General features: G+C 35.8%; 19 protein-coding genes. 6 read left to right on the plus strand and 13 right to left on the minus strand.

The features are described 5' to 3' along the window. The first annotated feature begins 36 nt into the window (after positions 1 to 36). The 3 genes from SFA27_RS21755 to SFA27_RS21765 all read left to right on the plus strand — a co-directional run bounded on the left by SFA27_RS21755 (position 37) and on the right by SFA27_RS21765 (position 3,397). Positions 37 to 957 (plus strand): M28 family peptidase, encoded by a 921-nt coding sequence (locus tag SFA27_RS21755; protein ID WP_407294844.1) that lies wholly within the window; start codon positions 37 to 39, stop codon positions 955 to 957. A 235-nt stretch (positions 958 to 1,192) separates the two neighbouring features. Further along, positions 1,193 to 3,031, plus strand: a complete 1,839-nt coding sequence (locus SFA27_RS21760; RefSeq protein WP_264518839.1) for an ABC transporter ATP-binding protein — start codon at positions 1,193 to 1,195, stop codon at positions 3,029 to 3,031. 18 nt (positions 3,032 to 3,049) lie between these two features. Then, entirely contained in the window at positions 3,050 to 3,397 is a 348-nt protein-coding gene (locus tag SFA27_RS21765; protein ID WP_407294848.1) for a DUF1801 domain-containing protein, read from the plus strand. 50 nt (positions 3,398 to 3,447) lie between these two features. Here the strand turns inward: SFA27_RS21765 and SFA27_RS21770 are convergent, their stop codons facing one another. From SFA27_RS21770 to rsfS, 9 genes are all read right to left on the minus strand, one after another. After that, positions 3,448 to 5,250 (minus strand): hypothetical protein, encoded by a 1,803-nt coding sequence (locus SFA27_RS21770; protein ID WP_407294849.1) that lies wholly within the window; start codon positions 5,248 to 5,250, stop codon positions 3,448 to 3,450. A gap of 295 nt (positions 5,251 to 5,545) precedes the next feature. Further along, on the minus strand, positions 5,546 to 5,866 hold the full coding sequence (locus SFA27_RS21775; protein ID WP_264518841.1) for a helix-turn-helix domain-containing protein: 321 nt from the start codon (positions 5,864 to 5,866) through the stop codon (positions 5,546 to 5,548). Between the two features lies 1 nt (position 5,867). Beyond that, the gene (locus tag SFA27_RS21780) at positions 5,868 to 6,281 is read right to left on the minus strand and encodes a transposase (RefSeq protein ID WP_407294852.1); all 414 of its coding nucleotides are present in this window, start codon (positions 6,279 to 6,281) and stop codon (positions 5,868 to 5,870) included. Positions 6,282 to 6,379: 98 nt separating this feature from the next. Further along, the gene (locus tag SFA27_RS21785; protein WP_052184638.1) at positions 6,380 to 7,372 is read right to left on the minus strand and encodes a hypothetical protein; all 993 of its coding nucleotides are present in this window, start codon (positions 7,370 to 7,372) and stop codon (positions 6,380 to 6,382) included. Between the two features lie 431 nt (positions 7,373 to 7,803). Further along, on the minus strand, positions 7,804 to 8,460 hold the full coding sequence (locus SFA27_RS21790; RefSeq protein ID WP_047376372.1) for a phosphatidylserine decarboxylase family protein: 657 nt from the start codon (positions 8,458 to 8,460) through the stop codon (positions 7,804 to 7,806). Between the two features lie 4 nt (positions 8,461 to 8,464). Continuing rightward, positions 8,465 to 9,337, minus strand: a complete 873-nt coding sequence (locus SFA27_RS21795; protein WP_407294855.1) for a phosphatidate cytidylyltransferase — start codon at positions 9,335 to 9,337, stop codon at positions 8,465 to 8,467. A 24-nt stretch (positions 9,338 to 9,361) separates the two neighbouring features. Then, positions 9,362 to 9,943 carry an LUD domain-containing protein gene (locus SFA27_RS21800; protein ID WP_047376366.1) on the minus strand — a complete coding sequence of 194 codons (582 nt, stop codon included), beginning with the start codon at positions 9,941 to 9,943 and terminating at the stop codon, positions 9,362 to 9,364. 136 nt (positions 9,944 to 10,079) lie between these two features. Then, the gene (gene ftsH / locus SFA27_RS21805) at positions 10,080 to 12,101 is read right to left on the minus strand and encodes an ATP-dependent zinc metalloprotease FtsH (protein ID WP_047376361.1); all 2,022 of its coding nucleotides are present in this window, start codon (positions 12,099 to 12,101) and stop codon (positions 10,080 to 10,082) included. A gap of 21 nt (positions 12,102 to 12,122) precedes the next feature. Next, on the minus strand, positions 12,123 to 12,488 hold the full coding sequence (gene rsfS, locus SFA27_RS21810) for a ribosome silencing factor (RefSeq protein ID WP_047376360.1): 366 nt from the start codon (positions 12,486 to 12,488) through the stop codon (positions 12,123 to 12,125). A gap of 87 nt (positions 12,489 to 12,575) precedes the next feature. Between rsfS and SFA27_RS21815 the strand changes: the two genes are divergently transcribed. After that, positions 12,576 to 13,289: a biotin--[acetyl-CoA-carboxylase] ligase gene (locus SFA27_RS21815; RefSeq protein WP_407294858.1), complete on the plus strand. Its 714-nt coding sequence runs from the start codon at positions 12,576 to 12,578 to the stop codon at positions 13,287 to 13,289. Here SFA27_RS21815 and SFA27_RS21820 read toward each other — a convergent pair. From SFA27_RS21820 to SFA27_RS21835, 4 genes are all read right to left on the minus strand, one after another. Further along, positions 13,283 to 14,395, minus strand: a complete 1,113-nt coding sequence (locus SFA27_RS21820; RefSeq protein WP_407294860.1) for an LptF/LptG family permease — start codon at positions 14,393 to 14,395, stop codon at positions 13,283 to 13,285. The two genes, SFA27_RS21815 and SFA27_RS21820, sit on opposite strands and share 7 nt — an antisense overlap. A gap of 6 nt (positions 14,396 to 14,401) precedes the next feature. Then, the gene (gene tgt / locus SFA27_RS21825; protein ID WP_047380269.1) at positions 14,402 to 15,532 is read right to left on the minus strand and encodes a tRNA guanosine(34) transglycosylase Tgt; all 1,131 of its coding nucleotides are present in this window, start codon (positions 15,530 to 15,532) and stop codon (positions 14,402 to 14,404) included. A 67-nt stretch (positions 15,533 to 15,599) separates the two neighbouring features. Then, positions 15,600 to 16,046, minus strand: coding sequence for a DUF4296 domain-containing protein (locus SFA27_RS21830; protein WP_407294864.1), 447 nt, complete (start codon positions 16,044 to 16,046; stop codon positions 15,600 to 15,602). An 8-nt stretch (positions 16,047 to 16,054) separates the two neighbouring features. Further along, positions 16,055 to 16,771, minus strand: a complete 717-nt coding sequence (locus SFA27_RS21835; RefSeq protein ID WP_047376353.1) for a polyprenol monophosphomannose synthase — start codon at positions 16,769 to 16,771, stop codon at positions 16,055 to 16,057. 242 nt (positions 16,772 to 17,013) lie between these two features. Here SFA27_RS21835 and SFA27_RS21840 point away from each other — a divergent pair, with 242 nt between their 5' ends. Both SFA27_RS21840 and SFA27_RS21845 read left to right on the plus strand, forming a co-directional pair. After that, positions 17,014 to 17,682: a DUF4271 domain-containing protein gene (locus tag SFA27_RS21840; protein ID WP_264518849.1), complete on the plus strand. Its 669-nt coding sequence runs from the start codon at positions 17,014 to 17,016 to the stop codon at positions 17,680 to 17,682. Between the two features lie 12 nt (positions 17,683 to 17,694). After that, complete coding sequence (locus SFA27_RS21845; RefSeq protein WP_047376669.1) at positions 17,695 to 18,435, plus strand: uroporphyrinogen-III synthase; 741 nt, start codon at positions 17,695 to 17,697, stop codon at positions 18,433 to 18,435. The last annotated feature ends 65 nt before the right edge of the window (positions 18,436 to 18,500 follow it).

Raw genomic sequence — 18,500 nt, forward strand, 5'->3', positions numbered from 1 at the left:
TAAACGCAACAAATCATATAATTTTAATAAAAGACAATGAAAAAGCTAACATTTCTTACTTTATCACTATTCTCCATATTCACTTTTGCGCAGGAAGTTTCAAAAGAAAGGGTGAAAACAGTCCTTTCCACACTGGCATCAGATGAAATGAGAGGACGTGAAATCGGAACTCAGGAAAATGAAAATGCAGCCAATTATATAGCGAAGCTTTTCAAAGAAAACAATCTGGAATACTGCACAGGAAAATCCTATCTGGTACCGTTTGATTATAACGGGAAAACGGTATACAATGTCTGTGGTATCAAAAAAGGAAAAACAGATAAGTATCTTGGATTCTCAGGGCATTTTGATCATATCGGAACCAGTGACAAAAGTGGCGACAATATTTATAACGGAGCAGATGATGACGCCAGCGGAATTACTACTCTGGTAGGTATTGCCGATTATTTTAAAAACAAAAAGCCTGAATTCTCTATGGTATTTATGGCATTCAACGGCGAAGAGAAAGGAATGTTAGGTTCAACAGCTATTTCCACAGATCAAAATCTGGACCCTATTTATAATAAGATGACTGCACTTTTCAATTTTGAAATGGTAGCCACAGAATCTCAGTGGGGAAAAAACGCATTATATATGACAGGAGACGGATTCTCTGATCTTGATGAGCTTTTCAATAAAAATGCAGTAAACGGATTAAAACTCAATGCAGATCCTTATGCAAAACAACAGCTGTTCTACCGTTCAGACAATGTAAGCTTTGTAAAAAAGAAAATCATTGCCCATTCATTCTCCACAGTAGACATGACGAAAGCATCTCATTATCATCATGAAAACGATGACATCAACATCGTAGATTTTGATAATATGACGCAGATCATCAATAATTTTGGAAAAACTCTGGATAAATTGAATCCTAAAAATTTTGCTCCAAAGTATAATGACCAGGTGAATTTTTAATTCAATCATTATATCAAAACCGCTGAAATAGTGGTTTTTTTTATTAAACAGTAATACCTTCTTATCTTCTATTTTCACGTCATCATCAGGTTTAATTTATTCAAAAAATAAAGCTTAATACCGCTGAGTTGTAACAAAAAGACATTTTTTGAAACTTATCCATTAAAGTAAAACAGGATTAAGGACGTCTTATCTTTTAATTTTACGTAATTTTGCTATCCAATTTTTTCATTGAATGAACCAATATATTAAAATACTGAAGTTCGCAAGACCTCACCAAAAATACATCTACGGGAGCTTGTTTTTCAACCTTATGTATTCTGTTTTTCAGATTGCTTCCTTAGGAACTATTCTACCGGTTTTGGGAATGCTCTTCGGAACCATTGAGGCTAAAAAATACAGCCATCCACCTGTGTATTCGGGAGAGATTCTAGATTTTTTCTCTTATGCAAAAGAGTACGCCAATTATTATGTTCAGAGTTTAGTAACTGAGCATGGAGCACTTAATGTTTTGGCTTGGCTTTGCGTGATAACGGCTTTTATGTTTTTACTGAGAAACCTTTTCAGATATTTGGGTTCATTTTTACTGATCAATTATCGTGTAGGTGTTACCCAGGACCTTCGTGGAGCGATGTACAGAAAGATTCTTTCTTTACCCGTTTCCTTTTTTACAGAAAGCAGAAAGGGAGACCTGATGTCTCGTATGTCAAATGACGTGGGTGAAGTTGAAGGTAATATTCTGGGAAGTTTAGTGGAATTGATCAATGCACCTTTCATGCTGATAAGCACACTGGTGACACTTTTCTTTTTAAGTACAGAGATGACCCTTTTCTCACTTCTGGTATTGCCTGTAATGGGAACTATGATTGCTTTAATAGGAAAAAGCCTGAAAAAAGACTCCCACGAAGCCCAAAATGAAATGGGAACTATTTTCTCCATTGTAGACGAAACATTGAAATCTACAAAGGTGATTAAGATTTTCAGTGCAGAAAAAATAATGGACAACCGTTTTATGCAGTCTATGCAGAAATGGATCAACAGCTCCATAAGATTAGGCAGAAAAAAGGAACTTGCATCTCCGATGAGCGAATTTTTAGGTTCGGTTACATTCTTAATTATCGCTTGGTATGGAGGAAAACAAATCATTGTAGAACAAAGTATTTCACCTGCTGATTTCTTAGTTTTTCTGGGTATTTTCTTCCAGATTTTACCTCCTGTAAAAAGTTTATCTCAGTCAATTTCAAATGTACAGAAAGGAGAAGCTTCTCTTGAAAGAGTTTTGGCAATTCTGGATGCTGATGTAAAAATTGATGAAATAGCCAATCCTGTTTCTATCTCAACATTAAATCATTCTATCGAGTTTAATAATATTGGCTTTTACTACGATAAAGATCATACGATTCTTAAAAACTTTTCACTTTCCATTCCAAAAGGGAAAACGGTTGCTCTTGTTGGGCAAAGTGGAAGTGGTAAAACAACCATTGCCAATCTTTTAGCAAGATTCTATGATGTTTCCGAAGGAGAAATCATGATAGACGGAACCAATGTTAAACATTTAAAGCTAGATGAATACCGCAAACTTTTGGGGATGGTAACACAGGAATCCGTATTATTTAATGATTCCGTTTACAATAATATTCTGATGGGTAAACCTGATGCTACAAGAGAAGAGGTGATTGCTGCCGCAAAAATTGCCAATGCAGATGCATTTATCACCACACTTCCTGAAGGCTATGATTCCAATATCGGAGATGATGGCGGTAAGCTTTCCGGAGGTCAAAAGCAAAGAGTTTCTATTGCGAGAGCCGTATTGAAAAACCCACCAATTATGATTCTGGATGAAGCAACCTCTGCACTGGATACGGAATCTGAAAGATTCGTACAGGATGCCCTGGAGAAAATGATGGAAAACAGAACTTCCTTGGTAATTGCCCACCGTCTTTCAACCATTCAGAAAGCAGACTGGATCGTAGTGATGGAAAAAGGTGATATTGTAGAACAGGGAACACATCATGACCTGATCGCTAAAAAAGGAATGTATAACAAGCTTGTTGAACTTCAAAATTTCGACTAATATTTTAATTTAATTAAAATGAACCCTATACAAGAGTATTTCTACAGAATCGAAGAGCCTGAAAGAAGTACTCTTTTATTTTTACGTGATTCTATTTTAGCTTCAGATCCGGAAAACATTACAGAAACATTCAGTTTTGGGCTTCCGTTTATCAAGTACAAAAAGAAAATGCTGTGTTATTTCTATTACAGCAAAAAATACAGGAAACATTATATCAGCTTTTACCACGGTGACAAACTTGATTATCCGGAGCTGATTATGGATGGCAGAAAGAAGTTTAAAATTCTCTTAATTGATCCTGAAGAAGATCTCCCGGTAGAATTTATATTAAGCCTTACAGAAGAGATTAAAAAGTATATAAAATAAAAAACTCCGGTACGAATCATCGTGCCGGAGCCATCTTTAAAAAACTTTTATCATTGTGTGTTTATTCCGCTGAATTCTGCCTGTTTTACTGCCCAGGCGATCATATTGGCAAAAAGAATCGAATTCTGAACTTGCATTGATCCTGTTGCATATCCGTTTCCGGCATATCCATAAGAAGATTTCTGAACCGGGAAATATCCTCCCGAACTTGGAGCTACAAAAGGTTCAATGGTATTACTTGCATATTGATTTCCGTTCGCATTTTCATTACTTAAAAAACCACCGTCACCAAACCATATAAAGTTTAAACTGGTATTTCTTAATCCTGAAATTCCTGTTCTAGTCGTTGTATTGTTGATAGGTTGTGCATAGCTGTAAGGAACAAAACCGCTTGTCAATCCGGAAACACTTACTGTTGTAGAAGCATCTTCGCCCCAGTTTTTACCTCTCACATCTCCAAAAGGTCCATTAAGGATTGGATCATCGGAATTGGTAAGTGCATAGACAGAGCCCGCTCCTCCTCCATAAGAAGTTGAAATCGTGGGATCGGAGAATATTCCTCTGAATAAGTTCTGCGCAGTACCTGTATCATCTGTCAAAGCAATTACAACTCCTTTTTTATTAAGGTAAGAAGCAATATAACCTGCATCTGTGGCATTAGGTGTATAGTTGTAACCAATTATAACAATATCAGGTTTGTTATTAAGAGCCGTTTGAAGAGCTCCTGATGAAGGAGAGTTTCCCAGAGATATATGTGTAAAACCTTCATATTTAACGATACTTGAAGCCGTTGCTCCAAAGTTCGTTGGAGAATCCATAAGATTTCGTGAAGGACCGGTGTAAGCACTATAACCGTAAGCCGTTTCTAATCCAATATGAAGTACCGTTTTTTTAGGAATCACCACCACTACATTTACAGAACATGTCGTAGATACTCCTCCCTGACTGTCGGAAGTAATTGTAAGTGTTTTAACAGACGTGGAAGACGGAACTCCCGTTCCGCTTAATGTTACATTCTGATTTCCTGTGGATGTAAATGTTCCTGAACCACTGAAAGAAATTCCATCAACCGTATTAGTTGTAATGGTATAACTACCCAATGCCGCAACATTCACAGGCAAGGTAATCGTATTGGAAGCTGTAAGAGCTGTTCCTACTTTATATACTCCATTTACCGTTGCACTTCCACAGCTTATGGTATATGTTCCTGCAGGGCTTAGTACCGTAATAGAAATCGCAGGAGTACAGGTAACAGCTGTTCCGTTGGCTTCAAGAGACACATTATCTGTCTGGATATTCTGAGGAGCTCCCTGCCCTGGAATTTGTACTGTTTGTGTTCCGGTATTTAAAAATACTCCGGTTCCGTAAAAATTGTATCCGTTGGTGGTAGTTCCGGAAATGGTATAATTACCCGGTTTTGTTACATTTACAGCAATGCTCAGGTAATTGGAATTAGTAAGTTCCTTTCCTTTTACATAACTTCCCACTGCTTTGGAAGTGGAGCAGTCTATAGTAAAAACAGATTTACCCATCTGTCCGCAGACACTTTTCCATTCATTATCCGCAAGGCTCCAATAATTGAAACAATCTTCTGTGGTATTATAAATTGTCAAACCATCATCTTTGGACTGATTAATTGTAATAGCATTTCGCTGTGCTTCAGTTAATCTGGGAATAAGGATTCCTTTGTTATTGTTTCCTGAGATAACATCCAAAACGGAATTAGCATTAGGAGTAGTGGTATTAATTCCTACCGCTCCATTATTGGCTTGAGAATAAAATTTTCCAAAGGCAAATAGCAGTGCTATCAGCAATACTTTGATTGGGGGAATTGTAAATTTTGTGTCCATCATTTTTAAGTTATAATTGTTTAATGAGTAAAATTTTTAACTAAGTCATTTAACCGTCACAAAATTATCACCCTCAGACCATTACAAATTAATTTCCCCTACGCAATACTACTCACGCGTAGTAAAACTCACAAAACACCAATAACTTACAATCCTGAAAAGCATAAATAAAAAGTTGAGTTATTTTATAAAACCCAACCATAAATTAAAAAAATCAAAACTTAAATAATGCAAAAGCAATTATTTTCCATTTATTAAAAAAAATAATGGCATTAGATCAAACAAAACATAAAATTATTTATACTTTAAAAATAGTTTTCCACTTTGCAATTGTATTTCTGCTTATTTTAAACTGTTTACCAAGCTGAAGATTGGTAAGCTCGTTCTGTTTTTGATATCTTAGAATTTTCAAAATAGATTCTTCATCATAAGAGCGCAACCTTTGATTATTGAATCCAACCACATATTCCGGTTCTCCAAAAATCATTTGATTAAATTTAAGAATATCAAAAGCTGAATGCAATGTTTCCAGCTTGAGCCTGATGGCTGCATCTATTAATTTTTCTGGGAACTTCTCTTCAAGAATATCGGTATAAATCTGCTTGTAATCAGGAATCATATTATATTTTTTTCATCCATTTATATAAAGTTGTCTTGGGAATTTTATACCTTTCAACCACATCACCGGCTGTCATTGTTCCTGTTTTTATTCTATCAAGTATAAAATCCTTTACCTCCTGTGTATAAATACTTTTTCTAAAAAGTATAGTACTCCCCTTTCCTCTGAATGCATTATCAACTCTTGACTGCGGAGCATACAAAATAAGATGACCGGTATAAAATCTAAAAAAATCAAATTTTAAAAGCTTACACCATTTCAACAGAACATCCGTATCAATACTTTTTGCCTGATACATCATTTCTATATCATCTTCCGGTCTGTCTAAAAATCTGGAGATTCTTTCTATTGAAATCTGATGCTCTTCCACTTTGGTTCGGATCAGGCTTCCAATATGAATGTTCTTAATATTCATCACAATGTTTTTATAAGTAAAAATATTGACAAGAAAAACAAAAAACATCATCACCCGGCACTCAACACTACGTATAAGTAACAAAAATCGGAATTTTGTTATATTTTAATCAAAAAGCCATTGATATTGATCTCAGAGGATATATTCAGTTTCTTCCGGATCCTGTATTTTTTACTTTCTACAGCACGAATACTGTTATTGGTACACTGTGCAATCCTCTTGGTATCAAAATCAAGCTTCATCAAAGCACAGAAATAGAGTTCAGAATGAATGAGATTAGGATTTATTTTTAAAATATCAGGAATAAAATGAGGGAAAAATATCTGAAATTTTTCAAAAAACATGGGTGAATTACTTTCTGCTAAACTTAAAATCTCGTGGATGTTCTCTTCTGAAAGGTGATTAATCAGCATTTGCTGTTTCATCAGTTCTGTATTCGTTTTCACCAAATCTTTGATGGTAGAGTCTTTCTCTTTTTTATCGGAAATCAAACCATGAATCAGTGCGTCTTTCTGAGTGATAAAAACTATATCCATCAGGAAAGAGGCAACGGAAAATAAAATATTCAGCAATTTTATTGTTTTAAAATCCTCTTTTTCTATAAATCTGCTTTTAGGCAGGAAATCAAAATCAAAGTAAAGACATGCAATAAAGTTAATACTGATTATGAAAGCAATGAAGAAGATCGCAAAAGCATCTTTTTTATAGTTCAGAAAGAAGGGGACAGCAAATAAAAGGCAAAAATAGAAATACTCTACTCCCGCATTTTTGTAAGTATAAATATTAAAAAAGCTTACTATAAAAGTCAGCAGTACAAATATAAAGATGACAGCCCTTTTCAACACATTTCTGAACCGCTTTGTCTTCCCTTTTATTGACATTAAAAACAACCAGAAAAAGGTAATAACGGTAAGAAATATTGAGATCAACATATCTCCGAAAAAAGTAATAATAAAAATGGAATAAAACAGAAATATGAAAAACAATAAAAGCAGATACCGGTTAATAAGATGGAGATAACTACTTTCAAAATCATCATCCATATTCTCTGTTTCATCATTAATCACCTTAAAGAAAAACTTATAAATCATTTTGTTGTTTTTTTATGTTTTCACAAGCTCAGGTTGGCATCTGTACTACTGACAGCATAAATTCCCCAATATTAATAGCTTTTAAATAAAAACTTACAAAACAAAATATAGGCCTGTAATTTTTAGCGGTAAAAGAATATGATTTGTGTTTTCCAGTTACAATTTACTAAAAATCCAACATTAAAATTATCTAATAAAAAAGCATTTTTATAAAAATTAATGTCTATTTGTTCTCCATCATTTAAAAATATAAATAGCCTGTGCTTTTTAAACAAGCAAAATTATCAATACAAATAAAAAAGTATTCTTTCCCTGATACGCAATATTACTCACGCGTAGTTAAACTCAAATCAGCAGATCGACTTCTCAATTCATCTAATAAAAAAGAGGGCCATAAAGGCCCTCTTTTCAGTTTATATACTATAAGAATATTAATTTTCTTTCAGTTTAGCGATAACATCCAAACCTCCTTTTGTAATATCTCCGATCTTGCAGATAATCTCAGTATCCAAAGGCAGGAATACATCCATTCTGGACCCGAATTTAATAAATCCGAACTCATGCCCGGCTTTTGCTTTATCGCCTTCATTACAGTAGAAAACAATCCTTCTGGCCACATATCCGGCAATTTGTCTGAAGACAACTCTATGATTGGTCATAGTTTGTACTGCTACAGTAGTTCTTTCGTTCTCTGTAGAAGATTTTTCATGCCATGCTACCAGATATTTTCCCGGGTGGTATTTTTTGTAAATCACTTCCCCTGAAACAGGATATCTACAGATGTGAACATTCAGCGGAGACATAAAAATAGAAACCTGAATGGCTTTTCCTTTTATAAATTCATCTTCATCCACTTCTTTGATCATTACCACCTTTCCGTCCACCGGAGCTATCACGTTTTCTTTGTGATCAAGGATATTACGATCCGGAACTCTGAAAAACCAGAAAACTAAACTGTAAATAACCAACAAAGGTATAATGATCAACAGGGACCATATTTTAAGGAAATAAATTGCTAAAGCGCCCAGGATGATAAAAAGTATGGTCGCAACGGTAATCGTTCCTTTTGATTCTCTATGTAATTTCATGAGACTAAATAAATTTTTCTAAAATAAAGTACAAATATACGACAGGAACGCAGATAATAAAACTATCCAGCCTGTCTAAAACTCCTCCATGCCCCGGAATGATGTTTCCACTGTCTTTCACACCGAAATTTCTTTTCAACTGGCTTTCTACCAGATCTCCAAGCGGGGCAAAGGCAGCAACCAAAAATCCTACAACCATCCAGTTCCCTCTCAGCTCAGGCTGATAATGTTCAATAAAGTAGGATAAAACCAATGTTAGCACTACGCCACCTGCATATCCTTCCCATGTCTTTTTAGGAGAAATTTTAGGTGCCATTTTATGTTTACCAAAGAACTTTCCCACCAGATAGGCAAAGGTATCACTACTCCAGATCAGAATAAACAGGAACAGAACCTCCAGAGAGAAACTTTCATTATAACTGGAAAACTTAGGTAGCCCCAATGCAAAACTGAATGGGAGCGCTGCATAAATAACGGTAAAAATAAGTTTCCCACTGTCAAAGTATAATTCGCTGGGATATTTGAATAAAGTAACCACAGCAATCCCAATCAGCGCCAGCGCCAGTATTTCACTGAGCCTGAAATCAAAAAAGAAATCGTGGTTGAAATATCTTTTGGAAAAAATATAGAATATGAAAATGACTAATGGATATACCACCCATTTTTCATAACCATTACCAAACTTCATGATTTTAACACACTCCCATGTTCCCACAATCAGTAACAGACTCATTAAGCCATAAAAAAGATACTGTTGTTTGATAAGGCCAGGGGTGATGCTGTTCAACAGTTGTGCTCCCAGCGGAGTCGAACAAAGTATAATGACGGCTACATAGACTATACCTGATACGGTTCTTTGAATGAGATTTTTATCCAAAATTTAAAATTTAGAAGTGATTGCTTAATCTTCAAGCAGCAATAAAAACAGTTTTGTATTGGAATTGGAAGAACTGTCCATTTTAGACTGACTTCCGCTGATGGAAGTAAGGTTCTTGATATTTCCGTTCCTTTTTATTTTCCCCATTGCATCATTCAGGTTGTTTACAATCTGAGAAACATTGGCAATGATGATAATTCTATCGGGAAGTCTTGAAGAATGATAATGAAGAATATTATTATGCGAAAGCATGATCCTGCCATCATAGGCAATCAGGTATTCACATGTGATAAATGCAGCATCGTTAGACGGCTGCAGATCTGAAGTATACGTAGTCTTCACAACGTTCAAAAAGTTCTGAAGTTCTTTATCCCAACAGAAAAGGTTGTGAATACCTTCTATTTTGATAATTTGATTTAAAGTTTGTAGAGCCTCCGCTTCATCTGCACAATAATTAAAAAATCCCCCCGAATGCGTAAATAATTGCGCAAACTTATAGTCAAGATCCGCATTTTTCAGCGAATCCCCAAGCTTCTCCAGGCTCTGTTTGTCCTCTTCTTCAGGCTGGTTGGTAAGTTTGCTTACAATCCTCTTGAATAAATTCAACTTAATCTATTTTTAGTCAACTTTATACAAAAATAGAAAATAAATTACAATAGAGTTCAAAATATCTCTTTAAATATGAAAAAACCTGACAATTTTGAAGCTGTCAGGTTTTTGTAAGGTATATTTTTTAAGAGTCTTAAAGCTGTGTCGGGCTTTCTGGAGCCTGTATTTCGCTTTCTTCTTCTTTTTCTTTGATCTGAGGTGTTTCCACTACTATCGGCTGATCTTTTTCAGGAATAGTGTTGGTAACAGGCTTCTCTGTCAATTCCGGATCCCATGCTCTTTTTCCGAATATTTCTTCTAAGTCTTCACGGAAGATCACTTCTTTTTCTAACAATTTATTTGCCAGAGCATCCAGTTTATCTTTATTTTCTTCAAGAATCCTTACCGCTCTTTCATATTGATTTTCGATAATCAATTTGATCTCTGCATCAATTTTAGTAGCGGTTTCTTCAGAATAAGGTTTTCCGAAAGAATATTCAGACTGTCCTGAACTGTCGTAGTAAGAGATGTTACCGATATTCGGGCTTAATCCATAGATTGTTACCATTGCCTGAGCTCTCTTCGTCACTGTTTCAAGGTCAGAAAGTGCTCCTGTAGAGATATTATTGAAGATCACCTGCTCTGCGGCTCTACCTCCCAATGTTGCACACATTTCGTCCAGCATTTGCTCAGTAGTCGTAAGCTGTCTTTCTTCCGGAAGATACCATGCTGCTCCTAAAGAACGACCTCTTGGAACAATCGTTACTTTTAAAAGTGGTGATGCATGTTCTACCAACCAGGAGATTGTAGCGTGGCCTGCTTCATGATAAGCAACTCTTCTCTTTTCAGATGGCTTGATTGCCATATTTTTCTTCTCAAGTCCACCGATAATTCTGTCTACCGCATCCAGGAAGTCCTGTTTAGTAACAGAAGTATGGTTATATCTCGCTGCGATCAATGCTGCTTCATTACAAACATTAGCAATATCCGCCCCACTGAATCCAGGAGTTTGTTTTGCTAAGAAATCCCTGTCTACATTATCATCAAGCTTGATTTTTTTCAAGTGAACATCAAAGATCTGTCTTCTTTCGTGAAGTTCCGGAAGATCTACATAGATAGAACGGTCAAAACGTCCTGCTCTCATTAATGCTTTATCCAGAATATCTGCTCTGTTGGTAGCTGCCATTACAATGACATTGACATCTGTTCCGAAACCGTCCATTTCGGTAAGAAGCTGGTTCAATGTATTCTCTCTTTCGTCGTTTCCGCCTGAGAAATTATTTTTTCCTCTTGCACGTCCGATAGCATCAATCTCATCAATAAAGATGATTGCCGGAGATTTTGCTTTAGCCTGGGCAAAAAGGTCTCTTACTCTGGAAGCTCCTACCCCAACAAACATTTCAACGAAATCTGAACCAGAAAGTGAGAAGAACGGAACTTTAGCTTCACCTGCAACAGCTTTTGCCAATAATGTTTTACCGGTTCCCGGAGGGCCCACTAAAAGAACTCCTTTAGGAATTTTACCTCCCAATTTTGTATATTTTTCAGAGTTTTTCAAGAAATCCACAACTTCCTGAACTTCTTCTTTAGCACCTTCCAATCCTGCAACATCTTTGAATGTTACCTGAATTCTTTCTTTTTCGTCGAAAAGCTTCGCTTTAGATTTACCGATAGAGAAGATTTGTCCGCCAGGACCTCCGCCTCCACCCATCTTTCTGAAAAGAAGGAAGTAGAATAATCCCAGAATGGAAATCCAAACCAGCGCAGGAACTAAGATGTCCATCAATGCACTCTTACCGGTTCCGTAATCTTTAGTTGTTTTAATAACCGGATTACTGGCTTTCACCTGCTCAAATTTTTGAAGGAAAAGTTGAAGGTCTCCATATTTCACAGAAAAATCTGCTTTAGGAGCCATTTCGAAGGCAGAAAGGGGGTTGTTTTCTTTTCCGGCTTTGGAAACCATTGCTGATTTCGCTTCTTTTGTTAGGAAAACATCAGCTTTCTCTATGTCTTTGTATATAATTATATTCTGGACTTTCCCCGCCTGCATTTCTCTAAAGAAACCATCTTCATCAATAGATTTTGCGCTATCACCTCCAAGGAAATTGGAGCCAAAGAAGAGCAAAAGAGCTATGATTGCAATTGGAAAGAACCAGTTGAATCCTTTATTATTCATTTAGACTTTTTAAAATTTTTATTATTCATTTTCAATTTTGGTAATGACTGCGTCACCCCAAAGCTCTTCTATATCATAGTACTCACGTACCTGTTTCTGAAATATATGAACCACCACTGAAACGTAATCTACCAATACCCACATTGCATTTTCAGTACCTTCTACGTGCCAAGGTCTGTCCTGCAGTTCGTTTCTTACTTTTTTCTCAACACTTCCTGCCAATGCAGCCACCTGTGTATTTGAGTTTCCACTACATATCACGAACGTTTCTGCTACGGAGTTTTCGATGTTTGAAAGATCGAAGATCATAATGTCTTCTCCTTTTACATCCTGGATAGCTTCAACGATTTTATCTATTAACGCTTGTTTTTCTGCTGTTTTATTCATTAAAAAAATACTATAATCTGCAAATTTATTGTTTTTTCTTTACTTTAACCTTACTTTTACCCTCTTAATGTCTTAAAGTTTTCTTAAATGAGCCAACTCTTCTACCTGAAAGAATGTTCTTCTACTAATGACGAAATATCAAAGTTTTTACTTTACGAAAATTCAGATTTTATTGGACTGCATACTTTTAATCAAACTAAAGGCCGTGGTCAGTATGGAAATGTCTGGACTCAAACTGCTGGAAAAAACCTGGCTTATACGCTGGCAGTGAACACTCAGAACATCTTGTGCTCCGATTTTATATTCAATTATTATACCGCAATGGTTATCCGGGATTTCCTTGCCAATTTGTCTGAATCAGAGGTAAAAATCAAATGGCCGAATGATATTATCCTTAAAGGTAAAAAAATCGTTGGAATTTTAATAGAAAAGAAAAAAATTAATCAAAATAATTATTTCATCATAGGAGCAGGAATCAATATTCTTCAGGACAAATTTGATGAAATATCCAATGCAGGATCACTCCTGACGCAGACAGGCAGCCAATTCGACCTGGAAGAAGTTTCATTAAACCTCCATGAATATTTGTCTGAGAAACTGAAAAGCATTCCTTCTGATCAGGAAATTCTGGATGGATTCAATGCTAATCTTTTCAGAAAAGATATGATCTCTGTCTTTGAGATTGAAAAAGAGCGACAAAATGGCATCATCCGAAATGCAGACGAAAAGGGTGAACTCTGGATCGAACTGGAAGACGGAATACGTTCCTTTTATCACAAGGAAGTAAAATTACTTTACTGATTAGCTCTTTTGATATACAGATAAAGGGTAAGCGGCAAAAACACCATATTAGGCAGCCACATTGCCACAGCGGGAGACAGACTTTTATTTTCTGACACTACTTTCAAGGCTTCAAATGAAAACACGAAAATAAAAGCCAACGAAATTCCTATTGCAAGGTTAATCCCTAATCCTCCTCTCTTCTTTTGTGATGACAGTGAAAGTGCCAGGAAAGTCAGAATAATGATAGAAACAGGCATTGATGTTCTTTGATGAAGTTCATTCAGATAAGAGTTCAGGTTACTGTTTCCTCTTGCTTTTTCTCTTTCGATAAATTTTAAAAGTTCCGGAGTGGTTTTATTTTGCCCCAAAAGCTCGTTAGGGAAAAGTTCTTCCGGTGAGTGACCGTAGTTTTTCCTTAGTTCTATTCCATTGCCAAGTTTTTCGGTATTGTCTTTATTGATTGTTTTTTCCAGATAATTATTTAAAACAAACTGCTTTTTGGCTTTATCCCAATACACTTCGCTTGCTTTAAGCTCGTAAGTCATTTTTCTGTCTTTATCATATTTCTGATAGACAAAGCTTGATCCTCTTTTTTCTCTTTTATTCCAGGAATCCACAAAAATATATTCTGTTTTGCTCAGCTGCGAAGAGGCCGGAGCGGTTCCTAAAATCTTTTCTTTATTGGCTGCATTATAGGTATACGCTTCCAGTTCATTTTTCTTGATATTGGCCCATGGAAGAACCATATGATAAACCACAAGGGCAATCAGTCCAATAAAAATGGAGGTTACCAGATAAGGTTTGGAAAATCTGTAAAAGCTAGCTCCACTACTGATAATAGCAACAATTTCAGTATTATTTGCCATTCTGGAGGTAAAATAAATTACCGAAATAAACACCAGAATAGAAAGGAAAGTCACTACAAGATTGATAATCCAGAAGGGATAAAAATGGATAAGAAAATAGGTTAGATCCAGTTTCGGATCAATAGCCTTTGCATTTTCTATTCTTGGAATCTTCTGCTGAACATCAATTACCAATACGACTATAGACAACAATACCAACATGAAACTGAAAGTTCCAAGGTATTTTTTTATGATATATCTGTCTACAATTTTAAGCATATTCTCTTACAGTCTTTGTCTAAGAACCGGTACTACAGAGTTTTTCCATTCGTAGAAATCTCCTGCAATAATATGTTCTCTGGCTACTTTTACTAAATCAAGATAGAACGCAAGATTATGAATCGAAGCAATCTGTTTTGCCAGATATTCTTTAGATACAAACAGGTGGCGAAGATACGCTTTTGAATATTCACGATCTACAAAACTGGTCCCAAATTCATCCAAAGGCGAAAAATCGCGCTTCCACTTTTCATTTTTAAGGTTCATCACCCCCTGCCATGTGAAAAGCATTGCATTTCTTGCATTTCTTGTCGGCATTACACAATCCATCATATCAATTCCCAATCCGATAGACTCAAGAATATTCCATGGAGTTCCTACTCCCATCAGATATCTTGGTTTTTCTTTTGGAAGAATATCCGTTACTTCATCTGTGATTCTGTACATTTCCTCCTCAGGTTCTCCTACAGAAAGTCCTCCAATGGCATTTCCTTCAGCTCCAGCTTCAGAAATCACTTCTGCAGAAATTTTTCTAAGGTCAGAATAGGTAGATCCCTGAACAATAGGGAAAAGTCTTTGTTTGTATCCGTATAATTCAGGATTATCATTAGTCCATTCAATACATCTTTTCAGCCATCGGTGGGTAAGCTCCATAGATGATTTTGCCTGGTTATAGTCACAAGGATAAGGAGTACATTCGTCAAAAGCCATGAAAATATCGGCTCCGATCTGTCTTTGAATCTCCATTGATCTTTCCGGGGAGAACATATGGTAACTTCCGTCGATATGAGATTTAAATCTCGCACCTTCTTCAGTCATTTTTCTGTTACTCGCCAGTGAAAACACCTGAAAACCTCCTGAATCGGTAAGGATAGGAAGGTCCCAGTTCATGAATTTATGTAAACCACCCGCATCCTGCATCGTCTCCATTCCCGGGCGAAGGTAAAGGTGGTAAGTATTTCCCAGAATAATCTGAGCTTTAATGTCTTCTTTTAATTCTCTCTGATGAACTGTTTTCACGCTTGCTACAGTTCCCACAGGCATAAAAATAGGAGTTTGAATCTTCCCGTGATCTGTGGTAATTTCCCCTGCTCTTGCTTTTCCTTCAGAGGTTTTTTCTATATTAAAAAATTTCATCTCTCTACTTTTTTAATTCACCTTGTTATCAGTGATTTCTTATAGGTTAGAAACTTCGGTAATGTTTTTACCTTACCAAAGGTATTACAGCTCCGTTTTGTTTCAGTTTATCCTTTACGTATTTATCTGCTTTCGGATCTTTTTTCAGCAGGAGTTCCTGTGCATCATTGGCGATCCCATCCATTTCTTCTTTGATAACGTAATACTTGAAGCTTTCTACAAAGTCATCAGATTTTACTTTATGTGCCTTCAGAACAGCTCTAGTACCGGCTTCCATATTTTTATCAGGATATACATAGATTGCCTGATCATTGATCGCAAGATCTGCAATAATCTCTGCCATTACGCCTTTATCGACCAGATTTTTAGGCTTATCAATATAATCGCTGCACGAAAACATGCCCAGCAAAACGAAAATAAAGATCAGCTTTTTCATCAGTTTATTTTTATAATTTTTAATAGTCTGATGGAACTTCGCATATACATATTCCTTTGTCTGAAGAGAACTGTTCATGCTTTGTTTCATAGTCTATTGATGATTGATTTCCACTTTAAGTTTAACACTCCAAAAACTGCTTCATGAATAATACCGCCATTCATTTTACTTTCTCCTAAAATTCTATTGGTAAATATAATAGGAACTTCTACAATTCTGAAGCCTTTTTTAAATGCTCTGAATTTCATTTCTATCTGAAACCCGTAACCTTTCAGTCTTACATTATCCAATCCTATTTCTTCCAATACATTTCTTGAAAAACAGACAAATCCCGCTGTAGTATCATGAATCGGAAGTCCCAATACGAACCTTACATATTTTGATGCAAAATAAGACAGCAACACTCTTCCCATTGGCCAGTTCACCACATTCACTCCTTTTGAGTAACGGGAACCTATGGCCATATCTGCATTCCTGCATGCTTCAAACAATTTCGGCAGGTCATTGGGATTATGAGAAAAATCGGCATCCATCTCAAAAATATAATCATATTTATTTTCGATAGCCCACTTAAATCCATGAATATATGCCTTTCCCAACCCGTCTTTCACATGTCTTATTGACAGGTGCAGATAATGCGGATATTTCTTCTGCAATTCTTTTACAACCTCTGCTGTTCCATCCGGAGAAGTATCATCCACTACTAAAATATGAAAATCATCCTCCAATGCAAAAACCGCGGAAATAATATTTTCAATATTTTCCTTTTCGTTGTATGTGGGGATAATGACGAGTTTTTTCATTTCAGTTTGCAAAGATAGTTTATTTAACCTTTTTATTTTATACAAAATAATCTATAATTTTGCAAAAATATTTCTCAGGGATTGAACGGATGAAACAGAAACTTTTATTCAACAGATCTGAACAATACGTAAAATCGATGAGAGCAAATATTTTAACTGCGGATACATGAAACAGGTGACAGGAAAATCTGTGCCGGATTGTGCTATCAGAAGTTAAATAATAAATAATAAAAACTTAAATTTTGCCATCATCACAACACTTCATCAATCACGTAAGAATACCTGAGAATAATGATTGGGTAATCTTTATTCTAGTGGGCTGTATATTTTTATATGTTTTTATGATGAACGTCATAGAAAGGGATGCCAGTCTCAAAGATTTTCTGCTTCAAAAGTATTTTGATGCCAGTAACAACCTTCCCAGCTGGATTATCACTTCATGTGTGACGACGCTCACCTTATCTGTTTTAATTTCGCAGTACATTCCTATTGTACCGAAATATATTGCCGATCTTCAGCTTTTGGGGTATCAGCTTAATAAATTCGGGTATACTTTGCTGGCAGTACTGTTTTTTTATTTAGTAAAATCAACATTCGGTTTTTTATTTTATCAAAGTATAGGGGACGGAAAAAAATGGCCTATTTTTTATTTTACCTCCACAAAATTTTATTTCATTCTTACATTTTTGCTAATAATTCTTTGTGTAGCCCATTATTACTTCCCTATAGACAGAAATAAAATGTTCTTGTATTATTTGTGTTTCTTTTCTTTTGTATTCATTTTCAAAGTTTTTTTCTACTTATTTCACAAGAACAAGATTCTTCCCGAAAAATGGTATTATAAATTTTTGTATATTTGCACCCTCCAAATCGCACCATTATTATTGCTTTGGAAGTTGTTATTTTTTTAATAAATGTCAATGATGAGAATAAAGTCTATATTGGTTTCTCAACCAGCGCCTAGTGAGTCTTCTCCATATTTGGATATAGCGAAGAAGGAAAAAATAAAGATTGATTTCCGTCCATTTATCCACGTCGAAGGGGTTGACAATAAAGAGCTCAGAACACAGAAAATAGATCTGACGCAGTATACCGGTATTATTTTTACCAGTAAAAATGCGATTGATCATTACTTCAGACTTGCGGAAGAACTTCGTTTTGCCGTTCCGGATACAATGAGATATATCTGCCAGTCGGAAGCAATTGCCAACTACCTTCAAAAGCATATTGTGTACAGAAAAAGAAAAATCAGCTTTGGGGAGAAAAACTTCTCAGACCTGCTTCCTCTTTTCAAAAAATTCCCAACTGAAAAATATCTGTTACCATCTTCAGATGTTTTGAGCCCGGATATTGTGAAAACCATGGATGCCTCTAATGCAGACTGGACAAGAGCAATCATGTACCGTACCGTATGCAGCGACCTTACAGATATCAACATTAAAGATTATGATATGTTGATCTTCTTTAGCCCGCAAGGAATCAAATCTCTACAACAAAACTTCCCAGACTTCAAACAGGATGAAACCAAGATCGGCGTTTTCGGAAACACGACTTTGGCAGCTGCGGAAGAAGCTGGATTAACTGTAGACCTTATGGCACCTACGAAAGAAACACCTTCTATGACAATGGCTTTAGAAAAATATATTAAAGCGCTTCATAAATAATCTAGTATAAAATAAATACAGCCATCTTTTCTTCATTGAAAAGATGGCTTTTTATTTTAAAATTG

Origin of the sequence: Chryseobacterium sp. HR92 (assembly GCF_045689405.1) — a bacterium.
GTDB classification, from domain to species: Bacteria; Bacteroidota; Bacteroidia; order Flavobacteriales; family Weeksellaceae; genus Chryseobacterium; species Chryseobacterium viscerum_A.